General features: G+C 43.4%; 14 protein-coding genes. 11 read left to right on the top strand and 3 right to left on the bottom strand.

From position 1 onward, the window contains the following. Positions 1–3: 3 nt before the first annotated feature. From MHI27_RS18585 to MHI27_RS18570, 4 genes are all read left to right on the top strand, one after another. Complete coding sequence (locus MHI27_RS18585) at positions 4–2448, top strand: glycoside hydrolase (RefSeq protein ID WP_405174444.1); 2445 nt, start codon at positions 4–6, stop codon at positions 2446–2448. Between the two features lie 27 nt (positions 2449–2475). Next, positions 2476–4770, top strand: coding sequence for a glycoside hydrolase family 3 N-terminal domain-containing protein (locus tag MHI27_RS18580; protein WP_405174443.1), 2295 nt, complete (start codon positions 2476–2478; stop codon positions 4768–4770). 37 nt (positions 4771–4807) lie between these two features. After that, the gene (locus MHI27_RS18575; protein WP_405174442.1) at positions 4808–7960 is read left to right on the top strand and encodes an alpha-mannosidase; all 3153 of its coding nucleotides are present in this window, start codon (positions 4808–4810) and stop codon (positions 7958–7960) included. A 129-nt stretch (positions 7961–8089) separates the two neighbouring features. Next, a complete protein-coding gene (locus MHI27_RS18570; protein WP_405174441.1) occupies positions 8090–11497 on the top strand; it encodes a glycoside hydrolase family 2 protein in 3408 nt (1135 codons plus the stop codon). Between the two features lie 57 nt (positions 11498–11554). On the opposite strand, the gene MHI27_RS18565 is transcribed toward MHI27_RS18570, so the two are convergent. The 3 genes from MHI27_RS18565 to MHI27_RS18555 all read right to left on the bottom strand — a co-directional run bounded on the left by MHI27_RS18565 (position 11555) and on the right by MHI27_RS18555 (position 14326). Beyond that, positions 11555–12145, bottom strand: a complete 591-nt coding sequence (locus tag MHI27_RS18565) for an ROK family protein (protein ID WP_405174440.1) — start codon at positions 12143–12145, stop codon at positions 11555–11557. 322 nt (positions 12146–12467) lie between these two features. Further along, the gene (locus MHI27_RS18560) at positions 12468–13196 is read right to left on the bottom strand and encodes a class I mannose-6-phosphate isomerase (RefSeq protein ID WP_405174439.1); all 729 of its coding nucleotides are present in this window, start codon (positions 13194–13196) and stop codon (positions 12468–12470) included. 260 nt (positions 13197–13456) lie between these two features. Then, positions 13457–14326: a LysR family transcriptional regulator gene (locus MHI27_RS18555; RefSeq protein ID WP_076286242.1), complete on the bottom strand. Its 870-nt coding sequence runs from the start codon at positions 14324–14326 to the stop codon at positions 13457–13459. Positions 14327–14477: 151 nt separating this feature from the next. On the opposite strand from MHI27_RS18555, the gene MHI27_RS18550 reads away from it, so the two are divergent. The 7 genes from MHI27_RS18550 (at position 14478) to MHI27_RS18520 (ending at position 24670) form a co-directional block, all read left to right on the top strand. After that, positions 14478–16214 (top strand): ABC transporter ATP-binding protein, encoded by a 1737-nt coding sequence (locus tag MHI27_RS18550; RefSeq protein ID WP_405174438.1) that lies wholly within the window; start codon positions 14478–14480, stop codon positions 16212–16214. Then, a complete protein-coding gene (locus tag MHI27_RS18545; RefSeq protein ID WP_405174437.1) occupies positions 16211–17950 on the top strand; it encodes an ABC transporter ATP-binding protein in 1740 nt (579 codons plus the stop codon). The genes MHI27_RS18550 and MHI27_RS18545 overlap by 4 nt, the downstream gene beginning before the upstream one ends. A 153-nt stretch (positions 17951–18103) precedes the next feature. Next, positions 18104–18883: a sporulation protein gene (locus MHI27_RS18540; RefSeq protein WP_405174436.1), complete on the top strand. Its 780-nt coding sequence runs from the start codon at positions 18104–18106 to the stop codon at positions 18881–18883. A 198-nt stretch (positions 18884–19081) separates the two neighbouring features. Continuing rightward, on the top strand, positions 19082–19795 hold the full coding sequence (locus MHI27_RS18535; RefSeq protein ID WP_042189353.1) for an ABC transporter ATP-binding protein: 714 nt from the start codon (positions 19082–19084) through the stop codon (positions 19793–19795). Next, complete coding sequence (locus MHI27_RS18530; RefSeq protein WP_405174435.1) at positions 19788–21389, top strand: hypothetical protein; 1602 nt, start codon at positions 19788–19790, stop codon at positions 21387–21389. Before MHI27_RS18535 ends, MHI27_RS18530 begins: the two co-directional genes overlap by 8 nt. 135 nt (positions 21390–21524) lie before the next feature. Next, a complete protein-coding gene (locus tag MHI27_RS18525) occupies positions 21525–23132 on the top strand; it encodes an S-layer homology domain-containing protein (protein WP_405174434.1) in 1608 nt (535 codons plus the stop codon). Positions 23133–23377: 245 nt separating this feature from the next. Next, positions 23378–24670: a galactokinase gene (locus MHI27_RS18520; protein ID WP_405174433.1), complete on the top strand. Its 1293-nt coding sequence runs from the start codon at positions 23378–23380 to the stop codon at positions 24668–24670. Positions 24671–24700 lie beyond the last annotated feature (30 nt).

Genomic DNA, 24700 nt, shown 5'->3' with positions numbered 1-24700 from the left:
AAGATGACCAACACAAAACCTTGGAAAATTTATGCAATTCATCATTCCCATACCGATATCGGCTACACAGAGCGTCAGGAGAAGATCCAACAATATCATGTAGACTTTATCCGGCAGGTGCTTCACATTTTGCGTGAAATTCAATCCGGTCGTCGACCTGAATGGGAGGGGTTTAAGTGGGTATGTGAAACGTTTTGGCCTATCGAAACCTTCCTGAGTCGGGCAACGGAGCAAGAAAAGGAAGAGTTCGTAGCCGGAGTTAAGCGTGGTGATATCGGCTTGTCCGGTACGTACTTGAATATGACGGAATTAATCGGCAAAGATTTGTTCACATCGATGATTGCCCGTGTACGAGATTTTGGATATTCCATTGAAGCTCCAATTACATCAGCGATGACTGCAGACATTAACGGCTTCAGCTGGGGGTATGGTCAGGCATTGTTAGATGCCGGTATTCATAATTTATCTACCTGCATTCATACCCATCACGGAATGTTTCCTTGCTGGAAGAAGCAGCAGCCTTTCTGGTGGGAAATGCCTTCCGGTGATCGCTTGCTGACCTGGAGTGGGGAGCATTATGTATTCGGTAATGATCTGGGGCTTGTACCTGGTATGGGCGGGAAATATACGATCAAAGATGAATTTGATATGAGTCATGGCGCTACATTCGAGATTGCTGAACAGCGTATACTTCGCTACATTGAGCGTTTGCAAGAGGATGGCTATGCCTTTAACTTCTTCCCAGCTATGTTCTCAGGGCTACCAACGGATAACAATCCACCGAATGCGGAGACGATGACCTTCATTCGTCAATGGAATGCGAAGCACGGCGAAAATATTGAGATTCAGATGGCAACTTTAGATGATTTCTTCGATGAAGTTCGTGCTCATGCACAGCAGCATGCGGAAGATATTCCTGTGTATCGTGGAGATTGGCCAGACTGGTGGACGGATGGCGTAGGTTCAACACCGAAGCATGTACAAGTATTCCGTGAAGCACAACGTGTATATCAAAAGGTTAGAAGGCTGGATCCGAACTGTGAAATCGTTACATCGGAGACGATGAAGGAGATGGAATATCAGTTAACGATGTTTGCTGAGCATACATGGGGCTATCATTCATCCATTTCCGAGCCTTGGAATCCGTTCGTTCAGGAATTAGGCTTGCGGAAGGAAGCCTTTGCTGCCAATGCAAGTACGATTGCGCATCGTGCGTTGTATGACATTCTTGAGGCGAAGGGCGATGCATTACTTGCTCCTGGGCGCCCTATGAAGTTTAAAATTCATAATCCATATCATTTCGTACAAGAAGATTATGCGCATCTCATTCTCGAAGGATGGTATCACGATGAGATCAAGAATGGCTTCGAGGTGCGTGATATTACGACGAATGAGGTCATTCCAGCACAGCTTCGTCTGGCATCTCGAGGTGTGATCGTAACGATTCCGGTAACATTGCAGCCAAGTGAAGAGAGAGTACTTCAGATCTTCGCCGTGAAACCAAGTATCGGAACCGCTTTTATGAACGATTATTTAGCATCCGATCGCGTGATGGATCTGGATGTTACGCATGATGTGAAGAATTTCCGCATGACATCTTCCTATGTAGAAACTCCATTTGTACACATCACGTGGAAAAAGGGCGAAGGGATCACCTCGTGGGTCGATAAAACGACAGGAAAAGAGCTACTTCGAGCTGATCGCCAGCACGCAGCTTTTACGCCAGTCTATGATGTTACACCTGCAACGAAGGTTGGAGAAATGACCGAGGTGCGTCGTCTGATGGGCCGTAATCGGAAGGGACCGGATGCGATCGTTTCAACGGGCGAGTTAATTAGTGCGGAGCTCATTACGCAAGGTCCGGTGTATGGCATTATTCAATTGACCTATAAGGTGGATGGCTGTGAGCATTATTCCTTGTTCTTAACAGTATACGCGGATCGTCCACGTGTGGATGTGGCCATACGTATGCATAAAGAGAGCGTATGGAAGCCTGAAAACTTATATGTTTCACTTCCTTTTGGTGGCTCATTATCAACGGATAAGTATGACTTATGGGTGGATAAGATGGATGCGTTGACACGGATGCGGAAGGATCAATTACCAGGCAGCTTAGCAGATTACACAGCGGTTGGAGAAGGAGCTGTATATGTTTCCGAATCGCAAGGCGTTGTGATCGCGATGCCAGACACTCCATTAATTCAGCTAGGTTCGCTAGAACATGGGTATCGATTGCTTAACGGTGATGAGAAGCTAGAGCAGGATCCAGCTCATTTGTACGCTTGGGTGATGAATAACTATTGGGAAACTAATTTCTCTGCGACATTGGGTGGTTTCTATGAATTTAGATATTTCATCACTTGGGGCGAGAACTATAGCAAACCGGATGCTTCCATGGATGCATGCCGTGGAATGAATGCTGGCATTCTAGCTTGGCGCCAACACTAGCTCAACAAAACTGGAGGTATATATCGAATGAAATATAAAAACCCTTCGTTATCTATTGCTGAGCGTGTTGCAGATTTGTTGGCCGAAATGACGCTGGAGGAGAAGCTTGGACAGCTTCTCCAGCCTTTTGGCTGGAAGACATATGTAAAAGGCGACGGAGATGTTCAGCTCACGGATACATTTAAAGACGCAATTACGAATGGTGGAGTCGGTTCACTATATGGTGTGCTTCGAGCAGATCCATGGACAGAGGTTACACTTGAAACAGGCTTGTCCCTGCGTGAAGGGGCCGAGGTTACTAATCTTATTCAGCGATATGCAATGGAGCATACGCGACTGGGCATTCCAATTCTATTTGGTGAGGAATGCTCCCATGGACATATGGCCATAGGGAACACGGTGTTCCCTGTACCACTGACCATAGGAAGTAGCTGGAATACAGAGTTGTTCCGACAGGTTTGTCAAGCTGTAGCGGTAGAGACTCGTGCACAAGGGGGAGCAGCTACCTATTCTCCTGTATTGGACGTGACACGTGATCCGCGATGGGGGCGGACAGAGGAATGCTTTGGTGAAGATCCTTATTTGATTAGTGAAATGGCAATAGCTGCGGTGAAAGGGTTGCAAGGGGATTCGTTAAATACGGATCATACCATTCTTGCAACCTTGAAGCATTTTGTAGCTTATGGTAGTCCAGATGGTGGGCGTAATGCGGATACCGTACGTATGGGCATGCGTGAGCTGATGGAGAAGGATTTACTTCCTTTTCAGCGTGCGGTTGCGGCAGGAGCCAAATCCATTATGACGGCCTATAACGAAATTGATGGGGTACCTTGTACGTCTAGTAAAGAGCTGTTGACGCATATTTTACGTGACAAGTGGGGCTTTGACGGCTTCGTCATCACGGATTGTGGAGCGATGAGCCAGCTCAGACATGGTCATCAAATCTGTGAGACGGAAGAGGAAGCGGCCAGCCTAGCATTGAAAGCGGGCGTAGATATGGAGATGTCCGGTGAGACCTTTGGCCAATATCTACAATCTGCTCTTGATCAGCAATTGATCACGGTGTCAGATCTAGATCTTGCGGTGGAGCGAATCTTGCGCTTGAAATTTGAATTAGGATTATTCGAACGTCCTTATGTGAATCCAGCGTTGGCAGAGCAGGTTATTGGTCAATCCTCTCATAGAGAATTGGCTCGGCAAGCTGCACGCGAAGGCATTGTGTTACTGAAGAATAAGGAACAGGCATTACCGTTATCTCCATCCCGTGGCAAGATCGCCGTGATTGGACCGAACGCGAACAATATGTATAACCAGTTAGGCGATTATACGTCACCGCAGGAGCGGGAGCAGATTGTTACCGTGTTGGATGGCGTTCGCGCGAAGTGTTCAGGCTTTAGTGAGGTTGTGTATGCACCAGGCTGTCGAGTGAAGGACCCATCTCGGGAAGGATTCGAAGCGGCGATCGCAGCTGCGGCTTCAGCAGAGACAATTATTGCTGTTGTAGGCGGATCGAGTGCACGTGATTTTGGAGAAGGTACGATTGATTTGAAGACTGGGGCTGCGGTCATTACCGATACGTTTATGCTAAGTGATATGGATTGTGGAGAAGGCTTTGATCGTGCCCAACTGAATTTATGTGGAGTACAGCTCGAGCTGTTGCAGGAGCTTCACAGTTTAGGCAAGAAGCTGATTGTTGTGTATATCAATGGTCGCCCAATTGTTGAGCCATGGATTGATGAGCATGCTGATGCGATTGTGGAGGCATGGTATCCAGGACAAGAAGGAGGTCATGCCATTGCGGATATCCTGTTCGGTGACTACAACCCATCAGGTCGATTAACATTATCCATTCCGAAGCATCTGGGACAATTGCCTGTGTACTATAATAAGAAGCGTTCGCGTGGGCATCGATATTTAGAGACGGATTTCCATCCGCAATATGTATTTGGATATGGGCTGAGCTACACGAGCTTTCACTACGATAGTATCCAATTGGATCAGTCGAGTATTTCCGTTGGTGGTACTTGTACGGTTTCAGTGGATGTGATGAATACGGGAGATGTGGCTGGACAAGAGGTCGTTCAGCTGTACATCAAGGACTGTGTCAGCACGATATCACGCCCAGAGAAGGAGCTGAAGGGCTTCTGTAAAATAGTTTTGGAGCCTGGGGAGAAGCGTACGGTTCACTTTACAATTACGTCACAGGAGCTGCAATTTGTCTCAGCAGATTTAACATGGATCGTCGAGCCTGGTCGATTCGAAATTCACACCGGTTCGAATGTAGAGCAAACATTGTCCATCGATTTACAGGTTGTACAATGAGTGCGATGAAGCCGACGAACGACCAGGAGGATTACTAATGATTAGAATACAACGGTTCATTCGAGAGTTATCTGAACGACAGTGGCTCGAATCGATTCCCATTAAGGACTGGGACGTACAAGCAACGGAATATATATTACCTGGTAAATATACCGAGGAACGTCCCTTTGTCGGAAGCGAAGCCTTTGATTTATTCCCAAGCAAACAAGGTACAACGTATATGCTGCGTACGACGTTATCCATTCCGAACGAATGGCCTGAGGATGCAGTAGGGTTATATTTTACCTCTGGATCAGGTGGGGAAGGGCTGCTTCGTATTAACGGACAGTCCTTTCAAGGGTTGGATCGAAATCACCCATTTGTAAAATTACCTGATCGGGTTGGCAAACAAATCGAAGTGGAGATTGAACTGTTTGATGCTGTACCGGAGCCTGTGGATCCCTTAAATCAGCAAGCAACCATTCATGCACCCATTCGCAAGATTCATAGCACGCTAGTCTATGTGAACACAACAGTGCAGTCGTTGATGTATTCTGTGAGCGTCATTATGAATGCTGCGGAATTGCTACCAGCGTCAGATTTTCGTCGTACTCGCGTGATGGAAGCTCTATATACAGCTATGGATGCATTTACTTTGCTATCACAAGAGAAGATTGCAGGCGGTGCCGCAGCTTCAATTGAACACCACCTTGTCGAACAAATAAGACAGATCGGTGGCAATAGCGAAGGTGTCATCCATATGGTAGGACAATCTCATATTGATATTGCATGGCTGTGGCCATGTCGTGAGACAGTGCGTAAGACGAGTCGGACGTTCTCAACTGTAAATGCTTTAATGGATGAATTTCCTGAATATCGGTATGCACAGAGTCAGCCGTTGCTCTTCGAGTATTTGAAGTTGAATGATCCAGTGTTATATGAGCGTGTAAAAGAACGAATTCGTGAAGGCCGCTGGGAGCTTGTCGGTGGCATGTGGGTGGAGCCGGATCTCAATATACCAAGTGGTGAATCATTGATGCGGCAAATGCTCTACGGTCAACGATTTTATCAGCAGGAATTTGGAAAGCGATCCTTTATAGAATGGTTACCGGATACCTTTGGCTACTGTGCATCATTACCACAAATTTTGAAGCATGGTGGCATGCGTTACTTCATGACGACAAAGCTGAATTGGAATGATACGAACCCATTTCCGTATGACTTGTTTTATTGGGTAGGCATTGATGGAACGCCAATGCTATCGTATTGCAACCATGGGGTAAACGAGGATACGCAGCCGAAGGATGTTCATGAACATTGGCAATCTTATAAAGAGAAAGCTAAGCATCCGGAACAAATGTTATTGTATGGGCATGGGGATGGCGGTGGTGGTGTCACGCGTGAGATGCTCGAATATATTCATCGCTCGGATCTCATGATCGGTCAGCCCTCATCTCAATTTAGTAGCGCGGAGGCATTCTTCACGGGTATTTCCGAAGCAAATCCAAATTTACCGAGCTGGTACGGTGACCTGTATCTTGAATTACATCGAGGTACGTATACGACACATGGGCGTAACAAACGTAATAATCGGAAGGCTGAGGTTCTGTATCGTGAAGCAGAGTTATGGTCTACGTTGGTGCGATCATCGCTGAGCTCAGAACAAGCAACGACGTTACAGCATGATTTACATGAGGGATGGAAGTTGATTTTATTAAATCAGTTCCATGATATTATTCCGGGTTCTGCCATTACAGAAACGTATGAGACATCGATGAAAGAGTATGTGGAAGTATTCGAGCGTGGGACAGCAAGCTTACAGACCGGGATGGCAGCCATTGCAGCAAATATTCAGATCCAAGGGACGATGGGAGGAACACCGTTCCTTGTATTGAATAGTTTGGGCTGGAGCCGTGATTGTGTATTAGAGCTGACTACCCAGGATCTTATCGATCAAGGTGTTGCGAATATTGAATGGCATCGCTTATCGATCGTGACTACGGATGGAGAATCATTGGATTATGAAGTTAGTACCTATGGAACGACCAAGATCCTTCGAATTCGTGTACCGAATGTTCCGGCAATGGGCTACAATACGATTCTAGTACGTGAAAATGAAGTAACTGTAGTGCCAGAATCGCCGAAAGTATTACCAGCGCTGCTTGATGTGTGGGAGACAGCCTACTATTGTATACGCTTCAATGAACAAGGAGAAATAATAAGCTTATACGATAAACAAGCGAATCGTGAGATTGTGAAGGCGGGTGAACGGGCGAATCAGTTCCATTTCTTCCATGATCGTCCGACGCTATGGGATGCGTGGGACATTGATCCGCGCTATGAGCAACAGTCTGCTGGAGAGGCATTTCTGTTAGAGAAGAAGCTAATCAGCTCAGGAGCTGTTGCTGATGTTATAGGCTTCCGTTGGCGTATAGGACAATCCACGATTGAGCAGGAGATGGTTCTATATCATCATCATGCTCGCATTGAGTTTAGAACAAAGGTGGATTGGCAGGAAGCTCATAAGCTGCTGAAGGTGGGCTTCCCACTCGATGTTGTAACAAGTCGAGCCACTTATGAAATACCGTTCGGTGCTTTAGAGCGGAATACACATCGCAATACAAGCTGGGATCAAGCGCAATATGAAGTATGTGGTCATCGCTTCGCTGATGTGTCTGAGCATAGCTATGGTGTCAGTGTGCTGAATGATTGTAAGTATGGTTATGATACCCAAGGAAGTACGATTCGTCTTTCCTTGCTACGTGCGCCAAGATGGCCGGATATATCGGCAGATCAGGGATATCATGAGTTCACCTATGCACTGTATCCACATGCCGGCGATTGGCGCCAAGGACACACACTTCGAGCAGCAGCAGAGCTGAATCATCCACCTGCTTATATTGCAGCATCCACCGTAGATGCTACAGAGCTACAGAGCACGAATGTATGGGATCGATGTTGTTCAATGCTTCCTTTTACAAGTGAGCATGTTGTCTTGGAGACGGTCAAATGGGCTGAGGATGACGATGGCATCATTCTTCGTATGTATGAATCCGCTGGAGGTCGTGAGACGATCGAGCTGAAGTGGCCGTATCCACATCAAGCGGTGTATGTATCGAATGCCTTGGAAGAAGAAGTCATGTTAATGGACAGCTGGCAACTGACCTTTACACCTTATGAAATAAAAACGATCAAGATTAAGACTGTATAGTCAAAATTGGACGAATCCTGCATCTGAAAGACATAGGAAGACGACTGCGGTTCGTTCTCTTCCTATGTCCATTTTGGAATGATATTGACGCTAGGCATCCATCAATCTATGTTCGGAGGTTGAATTAGCATGATCATGGCAACATCAGTACTAAACAATTCGACAGCATGGAAAAGACCTACAATAATTACGAAGCCTACCTATACTTCGGGCACGAAAGATCCTGTGATATGTCTCAATACATGTCTTGAGAATCAATGGTATTTCAGTATGAATCCACTCTCAACTGAACATATTGAGGCACAAAACCTCGATTCTTATGATTGGCATGAAATCATTGTTCCTGGTGAAGTTGCTATGCAAGGCTATAATATCGAAAATGACACACCATACTACTACACAACTTCTTTTATGATTCCAGAAGATTATGATGGAAAGCATGTAATCCTAAGGTTCCATGGTATATATTCCAAAGCTAAGGTATGGATAAACGGTTTGTATAACCGTGATCATCAGGGTGGATTTACGACATGGGATTGTGATATTACGGATCAGATCCGCGCTGGGCAAGCTACTACTATCGTCGTTGAATTCATCGATGACATATGGGACCCTTCAATTGGTAGCAAATACGCTCATCATAATATTGGTGGGATTCTAAGATCGATAGAGCTTATTGCAGTACCTAAGACGCATCTTACTAGATTTCATTATGACATTGAATTTGACACCGCTTACAATAACGCGTTTTTGCATGTATCATTAGGTGCCGAACTGAATCAAGCTAATGCTGCTTATGTTCAATTGGAGCTAACAGACCAACAACAATCCCTCGTAACACTTGAAGAGCACTCTATCTTTTTTGAGCCTGAGCAACAACACCTCGATATATCCTTCAACATTCAACACCCAAAGAAATGGAATGCTGAGCAGCCCTATCTATACACCCTACATGCCAAGTTATTTGACGATGAGCATCAATTGATCGAGCAAGCTGAAGTACAGGTTGGATTCCGACAAATCTGCTTCGCAGGAAAGAACGGGACAGATCCGAAAGAAATCTACATTAATGGAGAACGAATTAAATTAAGAGGCACATGCCGCCATAGTATCCATCCAAAGCTCGGTAGAACAACAACACCAGAAATGGATATACAGGATGTCATATTGCTACGAGAGCAAAATGTTAACTACGTACGAACCTCCCACTATCCACCATCGGAGGAGTTTCTTGCGGCGTGCGATGAGCTTGGCATGTATGTAGAGGAAGAAACAGCCGTTAACTTCCAGTATGCAAATGGACCTGGACCATGGCGGGATGACGAACCATGGTATATGAATCAATTAGCAGAAATGATAGAACGTGATCGTTCTCATCCTAGCGTCATAATATGGTCATTAGCTAATGAGAGTGGCTGGCGCGCTAATGAGGAAGGGGATAAATTCAGAAGACAACTGCAGTACGTTCAGCAAGAGGAGACGACTCGGCCAACTAAATTCAGTTATCCGTTCTTAGTTGAGGATGGCAGTACAACCGATATTTACAGCGCACATTATATTGATTATACAAATGATATGGATTATCACTTAGTCACTTATGGGGTGTCTGAGAAAGATATCGTAATTAACTATTCTTCCCCTGTTATTCATGATGAATATGCACATATCGCTTGTTATAACATCGAGGAACTTGAACGAGACAATAACGTACGCAACTTCTGGGGTGAGAGTGTATATAAGATGTGGGATAAAATTGTAAATACGCATGGTGCGCTTGGTGGTGCATTGTGGGCTAATATTGATGATATATTCTTCCTGCCAGAAGGTGTCCCCGAACGACATCAACAGCATTCAATTGGTACTGCCGCAGGTTACGGAGAATGGGGGAATATGAGTGATGTCTGGCGCAGACAAAAGCCTGAATATTGGATGACTAAGAAAGCCTACTCCCCAATTCGGATTATGGAAGGCACCGTAGGGAATCCAGGATATGCCCCACTCGTCATCTCAATTAGTAACTGGTTCAATCACACTAACCTGAATGAAGTGAACATTGGCTACAGCATTCACGTGGATGGGCAAATTATTGCTCAACCGTCTTTCTATGGACCTGATATTAAGCCATACTCAAGTGGGCAACTCGAACTTCCAGCACGAGATTGGAGCGATCGAGAGCGCATACATTTACAGTTTCAAACATCGGATGGGATAGTCGTAGATGAATATCTGCTCCCAATTGCAACAAGAAAGTTCATATTCTGTGATGCCCAGTATGAAGCATTAAAGGTCGAAGAAACGGATGAGCAATATCTCATTCGTAACAACATGGTTTCTTTCACATATTGCAAAGAATCAGCGATGCTCTCTCAAGCAACTTTTCAAAACCGAGTCATACTTACAGGTGGCCCGCATTTGAATTTGACTGGTGTCGAGCTTGGTAATTGGATTCCAGGTTCCATTCATGTAGAAACTTGCGAGAATGACCAGCAGATTGTAGTCACAACTACTGGTCATTACACACTAGGCATAAAAGTTTTATTTGTTCAGAAGCTGTTCGCAAGTGGTAAATTTGAAATTCGCTATACGGTGGACAATGTTGAACTTGAGTTTGAGATACAAGAACTTGGTGTAGCAATCGATATGCCTGAGCACATCGATTATGTGGAATGGCAGAAATCAGGACGATTCAGTGTTTATCCTGAGAATCATATAGGGAGACTTACCGGCCGTGCCAACCGGGTTCGTAAAGCTAGTGATGAACAACCAGATGTTTACGGAGAGCAACCTGCGTGGGAATGGAAAGACGATATGCGCAACTATTATTTGGAACGTAAAGACGATTCTACTAAAGGAATAGTTACTAATGATTTCCAAACGATGCGAGAGTATATTCACTTCTATGCTGTTGGCCTAGCAGATACGGACGCCACTCTACGCGTAGAATCCAACGGAAACGAGGCTGCTCGAATAGCTTATATGTATCAACCGCCTACATTAGTTAGTTATGCGGATACCGATTCATTAACCTATAAGGGTGAATGGCAGCACCTACAAGATTCAAAAGCTATCATAGGTACGGTGTGGCATTCGAATACTCCGGGATCTACCATTGAATTCTCATTTTACGGTACAGGCGTTCAGTTCATGTATAAGAAACATAAAACTGGTGGAACGATGCATGTTCACGTAGATGATCAGCCCAAGCATATCATTGGTACACATAGTGATATTGGTATGCCACTGTACCAACAACGATTTACTTGCAGAGAACTTCCACTCGCGTACCATAAGATTACCATTGGAGTCCCCTTCGATTGCGAGGGAGCGGAAGTTGTCATCGAGGCATTCGAAATTCTGAATGATACCATTCCTGCAAAAATCATAGCACAGCTTATTATCAATCAAGCCTGGTATTACCCAGCGTTAGGCTGGGGGAACTATTGCGGAGAACCAATCCGTATTGAATCAGGTTATTCGCAAATGACTACGTTCAGAATGACTAATAATCCTCAAATGATTATAGAGTACGGTAAATAACGTATGATAGTATGAAAGGTCGGCTACTCAAATAATGGGTAGCCGACCTTCCATTTTTTATGAGAATAATTGATCAATACCTTTGAACGTATTCTCTATAACATGCTCAGATGTATAAATAGATAGATGATGTGGTAGTAGTCCCTGTTCGAGCGCAGGTCCAAATACATCAAAACTTTTCGTGATTTGTCCGCCAAGCACGAGTCGCTGTGCTCCAAAGCCCACGATATAGGGATCAAGCATCTCAGCTAGACACGAACCAAATTCTTCGAATACTTGTTGATAGGCGAGGTTTCCCTGTCTTGCCAGATCAGCGAGCTCCTTCACATCCATGCCTTCTATCCAAAATCCACGTTCCTGTGCGGCATGTAGAATACCAGGACGGGAGAACACTTCATCGATCATTGTATGGCGATAAGGCTTATCATAGAGCTCTCCATTACGAGGAACTCCCTCACCCTCAATTCGGATTTTTCCTTGATCAATGAAAGCAGAGCCCAGCCCTGTGCCGAGTGTTAAAGAGATAAAACGTTCTTGTGGAAATAAGGTACTGATCCCTAGCGCGAATAGCTTAGCATCATTCTCGAAACGAATAGGTGCATGAACGAGTGCTGCTGCCCATGGCTGATCATTATTTGCTTCCAACAAGCTACGAATAATCTTCTTGAGATTCATACGTAAAGCGATTCAAATTTGCATAAACCTTGGATATAGGAGATTCCTTGCTCATAATCAAATGGCCCGGGAAATGCAATTCCGATATGCCACACTGCAGCAGACAAATCGTTCGATAATGTTGTTCCAAACATATATTGGTATTGCATGATCGTCATGAATTGCTGGAGCGTAGTGCTGGCATCCTCACTTTGCAAGCGAAGGGACTTGGAATTGAGAAGCTTGAATGGAGCAGCCATTCATGACGAGACTGGACTTGATAAAGGTCCCGCCAACGTCGAGTGCGATTACGAATTTAGTCTTCAAGGAAGCTCACATCCCAAGATTTGGATACCCCAGTTTTTATGAGCGTACAAGGCTGGCTACCTAAATTCTCAACTCGATAGGCACCGAATGCAGCAGGCAGGATATAGGACTCCGCATACCGGAATTCGACTGAGACGGATTCATTGTCGCAGGATATAATTCTCACCTTCTCACCTTCTACGAGATTGAACATGACCATTTGGTGATCCGTATGATCTTCCCATTTATCAGTTAAATGTAATCGGTGTACATAGAAAAGTAGATCCTCTCGTTGACCAAGTTCCACCATTTCGTTGCGACCTTGGGATTGTAATAGTACGGGCTTAGCGATTAAATTCTCCTGCACCCACGCTGTTTTCTTATAGAAATCAATATTCGGAAAGGCGTGATCAATATTAATCGGACGAGGTTTACCATCCATTCCTTTGCGCAAGAAATCATAGATTTTAAACGTAAACCACCATGTTGTTGATGAAATCTCGATGACAAGATTATTTTTTCCTGATGCATGCATTGTACCTGTTGGAATGAGGAATAGGTCGCCTTTTTCAGCTTCAAACTCGTTTACATAGTCTTTTAATGGGATAGGAATAGCCGTTTCCTGCGCTGACTTCACCGCTTGATAGAAATTTTCTTCGGTGCAAGTATCCGTTAATCCCAAATAGACATGGGATGTTCCTTGCTTCTCCATAATGTAATAGGATTCTTGCTGCTCCATAAATTCATTAAATTCACTTCGAATATACGATTGCTTAGGATGGACTTGGCAAGATAAATTGTCACCCTCTATCGTATCCAATTAGTCGAAGCGAATCGGGAAGTAATCTCCGAATAATTGAACGTTGCGTTCGCCGAGAATGGCAAGATACTCATAATGCATCACAGTAAGGAAGGGGATTTCGATGTACTCACCTTGATATTCCAGAATAATAGAGTTCTTCGGTGCGATCGCTACATATATAGTAACATGCCTGTTGTTTAACCATTCTTAAAGCTTTCAATAAACTTGGAAGCTAGTGATGATAAGTATTTATCTTTGATCCAGACGGCGGCGACCCGCGTGCGAAGCGACTCACTACTGATTTCTTTATAGATCAAATTACGATTACTCGTTAATTCGAAAGCGGATTTGGGGATAATTCCGATGCCGAGACCAGCATTTGCCCAGAGCAGTGTTGTTCGCGCATCATCATTCATACAGAAAATTAGCGGATCAAAACCATTCTCAAGACAGGTTTCCCGGATAAGCTGCTCAAAACGGCGGTAGATAATGAGCGGCTTATCTTTTAACTCACCGATCTCAACGAAGTTTTCATCTGTTTTCCAGTCATACTCTGGAGTCATTACGGCAATCATAGGCTCAGCTTGTGTGTAAAGACATTCTAAATTTGTAGCATTAAAGGGTGTCCGGACAATGCCAATCTCTACAATGCCCTTGTTCAAAAGGTCGATGATTCTGAAGGTATTCCCTTCATGGATTTCAAATTTAACGCCTTGATACGTTTTGTGAAACTCACATAGTCGATCTTGGAGCAGGGTCGCTCCTGAGGAAGAGACAGTGCCAATGGCAAGAGTTCCTTTTAAGCCTTTGACAAAATCATTGAGCTCCCGGGCAGTGGAATCAGCCAGCTCCAGAATTTGTTGAGCCCGGTCACGCAAAATGGCTCCTGCTTCGGTAAGTTGTACACTGCGCGGACCTCGATCTACAAGCTTGACGCCTAGTTCTTCCTCAAGCAGCTTAAGCTGCTGACTGAGCGGAGGCTGAGCCATTTGCAGCTTTCTGGCTGCAGAAGTAATCTGCCCTTCCTCAGCGATAGCCATAAAATATTTAAGCTGTCTAATATCCATAAAAAGAATCCTCCGAACTTGAGATATGTTAATCGTATGGGAGCGATACGAATCAAATATTATTAATATGTGAGTAGATATGCCATAATCATAACTGTTATTATACATATTTCAAGTGCTTAAATACTTCTTATGTTGGGTGTGGATGACGTTGTTTAAAATTGCAGTCTATTTAAAACCGTACAAAAAAGAAGCCATCATCGGTCCAATCTTCAAGCTGATGGAAGCGATTCTGGAGCTGATTTTGCCTACCATTGTCGCGTTAATCATCAATAACGGGGTAGGAAATCATGACAGTGCTTATGTATACCGTATGGGTGGCCTGATGGTGCTGATGTCTCTGCTTGGCTTCGGTTGCTCCATGGTGTGCCAATACTATGCAGCACGAGCATCTCAGGGATTCGGCACGACGCTTCGTAATAAAATGTTCAAACATATTACATCTTTATCGTACGCTGAGCTGGATACGTTCGGTACGCCTACGCTGATTAACAGAATTACCAATGACGTAAACCAGCTGCAGATTGCAGTGGCTATGCTGATTCGCCTGGTTATTCGTGCGCCGTTTATCTGCATCGGGGCTATCATAATGTCCATGATTTTGGATTTTAGATTATCGCTGATTTTAATAGCGGCAACGCCGATTTTTGGCATTATATTATATTTTATTATCACTCGAAGTGCACCTTTGTATCGAAAATACCAGCAGAAGCTGGATGCCCTTGCGCTCGTTCTTAGTGAGAATTTGTCGGGGATACGAGTCATTCGTGCTTTTGCGAAGAGACGTACGGAAAAAGAACGTTTTGATACCTCATCTGAGGATTTAACCACTACAGCGATCCGGGTCTCTCGGATTTCCGCTTTACTTGGACCTATGACGACACTTGTAGTAAACGCGGCGATCATAGCAATTTTATGGGTAGGTGGAATTCACATTGATGGGGGGCGATTGTCTCAAGGTGAGATCATTGCCTTTATCAATTACGTCACTCAAATCTTGCTGGCACTTATAGTGGTCTCCAACTTGGTCATTATTTTTACAAAAGCCTCATCTTCTGCCAATCGTGTGAATGAAGTGCTGAGTGTCAAAGCATCCGTGTCCGAGGACGGGAATGTTGTGATGACTGAACCTGATCATACCGCTCCTACCATATCATTCGATCATGTATCGTTTGGTTATAATACAACAGGAGAATTGGCATTAGAGGATATTTCGGTAGTCATTAACCGCGGAGAAACTGTGGGGCTGATTGGCAGTACGGGTTCTGGTAAATCTACTTTCGTGAACTTAATTCCACGTTTTTATGATGCAGTGCAAGGTGAAGTTAAAGTGGATGGAGTGAATGTCAGAGATTATAAGCTGCATCAGCTTCGAGAGAAAATAGGGATTGTGCCGCAAAAAGCAGTGTTGTTTACAGGAACCATCGCTGAGAATATTCGTTGGGGTAAGGAAGACGCAAACGAGGAAGAAATCATGCAAGCAGCCTTTGTTGCTCAGGCGGAAGAGTTTATTCGTAAATTGCCAGAAGTATTGAATACGCAGGTATCACGTGGCGGACTTAATTTATCCGGGGGGCAAAAGCAGCGCTTGACGATAGCTCGCGCAGTGGTAGGTAAGCCGTCGATTCTAATTCTGGATGACTCCTCCAGTGCGCTGGATTTCGCTACTGATGCGGCTCTACGTAAAGCGCTCAAAGAGAGCAGCCAGCAAATGACTGTACTCGTTGTCTCGCAGAGGGTGAGCACTGTAAGGCAAGCGGATAAAATTATGGTATTTGAGGAAGGGCGGATCGCCGGTGTCGGAACCCATGAGGAACTGATGCGTGGTTGTGAAGTGTACAAAGAAATCTGCCTGTCCCAGCTATCGAGTGAGGAGTCGGGCCAATGAACAAAAACAACATTTGGAAAAGACTAATTGTATATACAGGACATTATAGAAAAATTGCTATTGGGGCAGTTATATGCGCGTTACTCAGTGTGATCGCCAGTCTAATCGGACCACTACTTATCGGTAAAGCCATTGATTTTATGATCGGACCGGGAGAGGTGGATTTTGACGCCGTACTTAGATTGCTTTTGATTCTGGCAGCGGTATATATTGTCGGCAGCTTTTTCGGATGGCTCCTTACCTATCTGACGAATCGAATCGCCTACCGGACTGTATATGACTTACGGCGGGAGCTTTTTGATAAATTAAATGTTTTGCCTTTAAAATTTCACGACAACCACCCGCAAGGAGACAGTATCAGCCGGTTTGTTAACGATATGGATGCCGTCTCTGATGGACTGCTGCAAGGTTTCTCCACACTGCTTACAGGGATCATCACCATTGTTGGGGCAATTGTGCTTATGTTGTACATCAGTCCTCTGATGACCTTAGTAGTTCTTCTGTCAGCACCCGCCACCTTTTTTGTGGCCAGATTTATTACGATGCGATCTCAAAAGATGTTTAAAGAGCAGGCGAAGATTCTCGGTGGTCTCAATGGCTATGTGGAGGAAATGATCGGCGGGCAAAAAGTAGTCACCGCTTATCATTATGAAGAACGTGCAATGTCTCAGTTTGAAGAACAAAACGAGACATTATATCAGACCGGTGTGAAGTCACAATTTTATGGCTCCTTATCCAATCCGACAACGCGGCTAGTAAATAACGTTACGTTCTCAGTTATAGCTATGATCGGTAGTGTTATGGTAATTCGGGGTCATTTCACGGTAGGGGATCTGTCCAGTTTCTTGATCTTCTCCAACTTGTTCGCTAAGCCGTTTAATGAAATAACAGGTGTGATTACACAGCTTCAATCGGCAACTGCCTCTGCGCAGCGGATCTTCGCCATTCTCGATCTAACACCAGAACCCGCTGATTCTAAGGGCGCCAAAATCATGAGTACAAGTCAAGGAACCATTACCTTCGAAAAAGTATCCTTTGCTTATAATCCAGAACGTCCCTTGATTAACGATTTCAGTCTAGAAGTGAAGCCCGGTACCCGAGTTGCGATTGTAGGTCAGACTGGAGCAGGGAAGACGACACTGGTAAACCTGCTCATGCGTTTCTACGATGTGGACCGTGGGTCCATCAAGATTGATGGTGTGGATATTAAGACCATTACGCGTGACAGTCTGCGACGTAATTTTGGGATGGTGCTGCAGGATACTTGGCTCTTTGGGGGCACGATCAGAGATAATATTGCTTACGGAAAACCTGGGGCTACAGAGGAGGAAATCATCGCTGCTGCTAAAGCTGCTAATGCTCATAGCTTCATTAAACGTCTGCCAGAAGGGTATGATACGAAGATCAGTGGCTCAGGGGATAATCTCTCCCAAGGACAGAAGCAGCTGCTTACCATTGCACGAGTAATGCTTGTAGATCCGCCTATGCTCATCTTAGACGAGGCTACAAGCAGTATTGATACATTAACTGAGGTACGGATTCAGAAGGCTTTTCTGACTATGATCGCTGGTCGGACCAGCTTTGTGATTGCCCACCGATTGTCAACGATTCGGGAGTCGGATCTCATTCTTTTCATGAAGGATGGAGACATTGTGGAGAGTGGTACGCATGATCAACTCCTAGCCAGCGGTGGATATTACGCCAGATTATATAACAGTCAGTTCGCCTCAGCGTAGACTTTGTGAATAAAAAGAAGTATTCGACCCTATTTGGGGTGAGGATGCTTCTTTTTTGTCAGTTGCATGGCATTTACTGTCCCGTAAATGAAACCTCAGGTGGTTCCCTTCGTATCCTTAAATATGCAAATATTAGGGAGGGAATTCATTACAATGTCAATGTTTAAACGAATGCTCGCGAGTGCCGGAATTGGAGCGGCTAAAGTAGATCTCATGCTTCATCAAGATTTCGTGAACGCAGGTGATACGATCAGTGGTACCGTTCGAATTCACGGTGGCCGAGTGGATCAGGAGGTCGATGACGTCTACGCATTCGTTAAGACGCGTTACTTGAAAGAGCTGAACGATAAGAAGATGGAAGTGGAAGCGACGGTATCCAAATTCCTGTTAGCAAGTAAATTCAAAGTAGTGGCGGAGCAGGTCTATGAATTTCCTGTCTCATTTCAGCTTCCGGCGATAACGCCAGTGACGTTAGGTAGATCGCCGGTTTGGATTCAAACCGGACTTGATATTAAAGAGGCAATTGATCCGAAGGATCAGGATTATCTTCAAGTAGGCCCTCATCCATATTGTGCTATTATTTTGGATGCGATGAATCAGCTCGGGTTCCATATTCGTGAAGTGACTTGTGAATATGCACCGCGTTACGGCAGGATCAATGGCTTAGATTTTGTTCAAGAATTTGAATTCGTTCCCCCCTCACAGTTCCGGAATCAACTAGACGAATTAGAAATCGTTTTCTTTCCAAATGAGGATGGCATTGAGTTGCTCCTACAGATTGATCGCAAGGCACGTGGTTTAGCTGGTTTGTTCGCCGATGCGCTTGATACAGATGAGAGCTTTGTGAAAATACGCTTCGATCACAATCAACTTGCTTACGGAGTTGACTATGTAGCTGATCAACTGCTCGCAACGTTCCATAAATACGTATAAACAGGATTATAAAAGAGAGGGGAGAACCCCTCTCTTTTTTCGTTTTTATAAAGAAAAATTTATTTATATGAAGGAATGAACTAAATGGACAGGATAAACGTACTATAGTAAAACTATCCTAACAACGTATGAAACGGTAGGCATTGATTGCATGATGAAAGTTACTAATACGAATACGAACGGAGAGGGAGTGCCAAGATGTTGACAATAAAGCATTTTACCAAGAGCTATAAGGGCGGTAAGAAGGCAGTGAATGACTTGAACTTAGTGGTCGAGAAAGGCGATATTTATGGCTTTATCGGTCATAACGGCGCGGGGAAAACAACGACGATTCGGGCAGTAGTAGGTGTTCTTGATTTTGAAGAGGGGGATATCGAAATAGGTGGACATTCCATCAAAAAAGATCCTTTAGCCTGCAAAGCGATCACTGCGTATATTCCAGATAATCCAGATCTATACGATCATCTGACCGGCATTCAATACTTGAATTTTATTGGTGATCTTTTTAGTGTATCGAAAGCAGATCGGGAGTTGTTGATTAAGAAATATGGCGATGAATTTGAGATTACATCTCATTTGGGGGATTTAATCTCCTCGTATTCTCATGGTATGAAGCAGAAGCTCGCGATCATCTCGGCACTGATACATAAACCGAAGCTGTTAGTTCTGGATGAGCCCTTTGTGGGACTTGATCCAAAAGCGGCACACACGCTTAAAAAAATCATGACGGAGATTTGCAGTCAGGGCAGTGCGATCTTTTTTTCAACGCATGTACTGGATGTAGCGGAGAAGCTCTGTAATAAGATTGCCATTATCAAAGCGGGAGAATTGATTACGCATGGGAAAACAGAAGAGGTGAAGGGTGACAGCAGCCTTGAAGATGTATTTTTGGAGTTGATTAAGCATGATTAATATCTGGAGATTGACGAAGATTCAGCTGATCTCTTCCTTTGGGTTAAATAAAGCTTTGCACACACGTGATGTGAAAGAAAGACGAAAAATGCTGTGGCTGACCATCGGGATCCTAATTGGAATTGTTATGATGGCTGTGGTTTCATTTGGTTATAGCTATATGATAGCAGAGACCCTTGAACAGATTGGCCGGCCAGAGCTGCTCCTTGCGATAATGATGGCAGTTACTTGCTTAATCGGATTTTTTACAACGATCTATAAGGCTAGTGGTGTATTATTTGGCTCCAAAGACTACGATCTCGTAATGTCGCTGCCAATCAAAACGAGTCATATTGTAGCAAGTCGGGTGGCTCAGCTTTATGTGTTAAACCTATTCTTCTCTTTGCTGGTGATGGTACCTGCAGGCATAGTTTATGCTATAAAGGTGAATCCCGGCGTACTATATTATTTGTATTTTTTGATTACACTGTTATTTATTCCATTAGTGCCGATCATAGCTGCAACGATTATAGGTGCTCTGATCAGCTGGGTTTCCTCAAGATTTAAAGGAAGTCGTATAATAACGCTCATCCTAACTTTTGTTGTAATTATTGCTATAATTGTTGGTTCAGGTCAAATAAATGGTAACAATCCACAATTACTTGCGGATATGAGCGCTCAAATTGCTGATCAAATATACAGCTTGTATCCTTTGACGCTTATGTATGTAAATGCGGTTTGCTCGTTTCAGTTTGATTCCTTAGTATTGTTTATTGGGTTTTCACTGATTTCTTTTATGCTGTTTACCATCGTGCTTGGTAGCAAATATAAAGCGATCCACACAGGTCTTACGACTTCTTTTTCAAAAAATAAATATCAAATGAAATCACTTGCAGTATCTTCACCGCTTTACACATTGTATAAAAAAGAGCTGCGTCGCTATTTTAGTTCTTCTATCTATGTACTTAACACGAGTATAGGCATGGTAATGTTACTTGTGTTAGCGATCGCCCTACTGTTCGTTAGTGCAGACCAACTAGGTCAACTCGTTGAGATACCAGAGCTTTCAAATTATCTGAATCGACTGGCTCCACTGTTTGTTTCCGTTTTTGTAACTTTAAGCTGTACGACATCCAGTTCTATTTCGCTCGAAGGTAATAATATTTGGATTTTAAAAAGCGCACCTGTGCCGACAATAACGATATTGCTAAGTAAAATTGCAGTGAATCTTACGATTACCGTGCCGATTGCGGTTGTAAGTAGTGTGCTCATTATGATATCCCTAGGTACGGGATGGGTGGAAAGCTTGCTATTATTGGTTATTCCGGTCCTTTATGCTTGTCTTACTGCAATGATAGGTGTGCTCGTTAACTTGAAGTTACCTAAACTGGAGTGGACAAATGAAGTATCGGTAGTCAAACAAAGCGCATCCGTCTTAGTGGCGATGTTGATAGGGTTTATAAGTTTACTGATTCCATTTGGTTTGAGTCTTCTTCTAGCCGATCTGAACGGTAATCTCGTATTGTTAGGCATTGGATTATTGATATTAGTAGTGTGTGGTACGATTTATCGATACATTCAGTCCAAAGGGGAGCTTTTATTTCGGGCTCTTTAAATCATAGGGGGATCCTAAAAGTCGTAACGGCTAGTGGGATGCCCTATTTTTTTTGCGCTCTACCAATATTTTAGCAGTGTTTATAGCTTCTATCCTTGGTATAATTCGAAGATTATATCCGAGGAGGATCATCTCGTGAACAATAGATTTGGTAGATTTGTAATTACGATACTTGTAGTAGTGCTTGTAGCTGGAGTATTTATTCAACATATATCGGCTGATGATGAGGCGCCTTTTAAGGATATAGATACTAGTTATGCTAAAAATGAAATTATAGATTTGTATCACCGCAACATATTAACCGGCACAACGGCGACAAGCTTCTCACCTACTAAATCGATTACTAGAGCGGAATTCATTACGGTTCTTGACCGTCTGCTAAAGCTTGATCCGGCAGTCAGTCCAGTATCTCCTTATACAGATGTAGCAAAAAAAGCTTGGTATTACGGCTGGATACAGGCAGCTGTTCAGCTTGAGCTGGCTAACGGCACATCGGCAACTACTTTCACGCCAGCAAAAGCAGTTACCAGGCAGGAAGCGGCTGTATGGATGGCCAAAGCTTTAAAGCAAACAAACCATACTCATGCTCTAACTTCGTTCAATGATCGAAATGAAATTGCTAGCTGGGCAAGATCAGCTGTTGCAACTGTAAATGATCTAGGTTTAATGAAGGGGGATAATCGCAAGAATTTCCGACCCTCTGATCCTATAACTAGACAGGAAACGGCCGTCCTCATTGACCGAGTGCTGCAAAATGAGAGTTGGGCAGCAGAACTCGATGATGAGCCGGAGGATCGAATCGTTATAGGCTGGCAATATGGGCAGACGACGGCACAATATGAGAATACGGTTCTGAAATCTAACGTTAACACCTTATCACCACGGTGGTATTATGTAGGAAAAACAGGTGCAGTAACGGATTCAACGGATACTTCGCTGATCACATGGGCAAAGAAGAATAATAAGAAAATATGGGCGATGGTAGGCAATCGATCGAATCAAGAAGCGACCCATCAAATGTTGTCGAGTGTAACCACAAGGAATACTGCAGTAAATCAATTAGTAGCTTTAGTGAGTAAATATAGATTAGATGGACTAAACATTGATTTTGAAAATGTAGCGCCTGATGATCGTGAGTATTTGACCTCGTTCATTACATTATTAGCTGAGAAAATGCATGCTCTTAACGCGAAGCTATCAATAGACGTCTCTCCTGATCTTGGAACAGATTGGACAGATGCTTTTGACTACGCTGCACTAGGTAAGCAAGTGAACTATATGGTGATGATGGGTTATGACGAACATTATGACGGGAGTAAGCTTCCAGGGCCCAATGCTTCTATTCCTTTTGATCAACATGCAGTGGATACTGTACTAAAGGACGTACCCAGCCATAAGGTTATATTGGCACTGCCTTTATATAATCGTGACTGGACATTGAATCAGAATGGTACGGTTTCATCTTCAAAGTATATCTCGCTTCCGGAGCAAAATCAGATTATTAGTAGCTATGGAATGAAGCCCGTATGGAATGAGACTTTAGGACAATATGTTGCCAACTATTCAAAGCAGTCCATAAAACACACGATCTGGATTGAGGATGGCCGTTCATTAATAGCAAAATACGATTTAAGCGTTAAGAACAATCTAGCCGGAATTGCTTATTGGTATATAGGTGGGGAAAGCGCAGATATATGGTCTAGCGTAAGTAATGCAGAGAAATTTTACGATTATACCTTTTAAAAAGAAAGACTGGATGCATATAGCTATCTTGCTATGGCATTCAGTCTTTTTATTTAGTTATCACAGCGCAACGACCGCGCGTTACGGTGAAAGCTCTTGGCACGCAACATATACACTAAATATATATATTTGAGGAATTATAAGTCATAATCATCCATATAAAAGTTACATTTTTCACTAGTATGAAATAATTAATAAATGCTATATTTTTCTTGATCAATTATACATATGGAGGAATTCAAAGGATGCCATCAATTACAGAAACAATTCAACTGATCGAATCAAAAGAATTTCAAAGAACACTAGAAAGTCTGTATGGTGATGTTCCATCTATCATTAACGATCAAAAGCAAAGATATAAAACCTTGGTTCAGGAATATGTAAAAAAATTTGCAGAGGGCGAAGTGTTTCTCTTTAACTCACCAGGGCGCAGTGAAATTAGTGGCAATCATACAGATCATAATCTAGGTAAAGTAATTGCTGCCAGTATAAACATGGATTGTATTGGAGCGGCTGCGAAAAATGATCAAAATATTATTCGTATAAAAAGCATTACCTATAACGAAGACTTCATTATTGATTTAAATTCGAGTGGGAATAGCCTTAACCTTTCAGGAACATATACCTTAGTTAAAGGGATTTTGGACGGTTTTGAACGTTACGGTTATAAATTAGGCGGTTTTGATGTTTGTATCACAAGTGATGTCATAAGTGCAGCAGGTGTAAGCTCATCAGCTTCTTTTGAGATGTTGATATGTTCTATTATTAATTTCTTCTACAACAATAACGAGATGGATGTCGTTACCTGTGCCAAGATAGGCCAATATGCAGAGAATTCAGAGTGGAACAAACAATCGGGTTTGCTCGACCAAATTGCTTGTGGATATGGGGGACTAATTTCGATTGATTTTAAAAACATCGAGGCTCCGCTGATCACTACATTAAATTTTTCATCCATTGACAAAGGTTATGAGTTATTTATTGTCCCCACAGGTGCAAACCATGCAGATTTAAGTGAAGAATACTCCTCAATTCCAACAGAAATGAAGGCTGTTGCCCGAGAACTTGGGAAAAATGTGCTTCGTGATTTAGAAAAGCAAGATATATTGGACAACCTGGACAAACTTAGAGAGAGTGTTGGAGATAGAGCTGTATTGAGAGCACTGCATTTCTATGAGGAAAACATTCGAGTTGATCAACAAGTAGAAGCTTTGACAGGCGATAATGCAAACAGCTTCATAAGACTCGTAAATGAATCTGGAAACTCATCCTGGAAATGGCTGCAAAATTGCTATTCTAACTCTACTCCTTCTGAACAGGGTGTGACACTATATTTGGCATTAACTGAGCTGTTTATCAAGGAGAAGGGGGCAGGAGCCTGCAGGGTACATGGAGGCGGTTTTGCAGGAGTTATAATGGCTTTATTGCCAAAAGAATACATGGATTCCTATAAAGCATATATGCACTCATTTGGTGTTGAGCAGATTTATCCTGTCCGCATTCGTAAGCATGGTGCTATTAATTTAAATCTATTATAGGCGTTTATCAGTCGGCACCTAGTTAGCGTA

It is taken from the genome of Paenibacillus sp. FSL H8-0261 (genome assembly GCF_045040645.1).
Taxonomy (GTDB): Bacteria; Bacillota; Bacilli; order Paenibacillales; family Paenibacillaceae; genus Paenibacillus_AQ.
This window is presented reverse-complemented; position numbering and strand designations above follow the sequence as displayed.

Coding starts and splice junctions, on each gene's coding strand:
- MHI27_RS18585 (WP_405174444.1), top strand. CDS start 4: ATGACCAACACAAAACCTTGGAAAATTTATGCAATTCATCATTCCCAT.
- MHI27_RS18580 (WP_405174443.1), top strand. CDS start 2,476: ATGAAATATAAAAACCCTTCGTTATCTATTGCTGAGCGTGTTGCAGAT.
- MHI27_RS18575 (WP_405174442.1), top strand. CDS start 4,808: ATGATTAGAATACAACGGTTCATTCGAGAGTTATCTGAACGACAGTGG.
- MHI27_RS18570 (WP_405174441.1), top strand. CDS start 8,090: ATGATCATGGCAACATCAGTACTAAACAATTCGACAGCATGGAAAAGA.
- MHI27_RS18560 (WP_405174439.1), bottom strand. CDS start 13,196: ATGGAGCAGCAAGAATCCTATTACATTATGGAGAAGCAAGGAACATCC.
- MHI27_RS18555 (WP_076286242.1), bottom strand. CDS start 14,326: ATGGATATTAGACAGCTTAAATATTTTATGGCTATCGCTGAGGAAGGG.
- MHI27_RS18545 (WP_405174437.1), top strand. CDS start 16,211: ATGAACAAAAACAACATTTGGAAAAGACTAATTGTATATACAGGACAT.
- MHI27_RS18540 (WP_405174436.1), top strand. CDS start 18,104: ATGTCAATGTTTAAACGAATGCTCGCGAGTGCCGGAATTGGAGCGGCT.
- MHI27_RS18535 (WP_042189353.1), top strand. CDS start 19,082: ATGTTGACAATAAAGCATTTTACCAAGAGCTATAAGGGCGGTAAGAAG.
- MHI27_RS18530 (WP_405174435.1), top strand. CDS start 19,788: ATGATTAATATCTGGAGATTGACGAAGATTCAGCTGATCTCTTCCTTT.
- MHI27_RS18520 (WP_405174433.1), top strand. CDS start 23,378: ATGCCATCAATTACAGAAACAATTCAACTGATCGAATCAAAAGAATTT.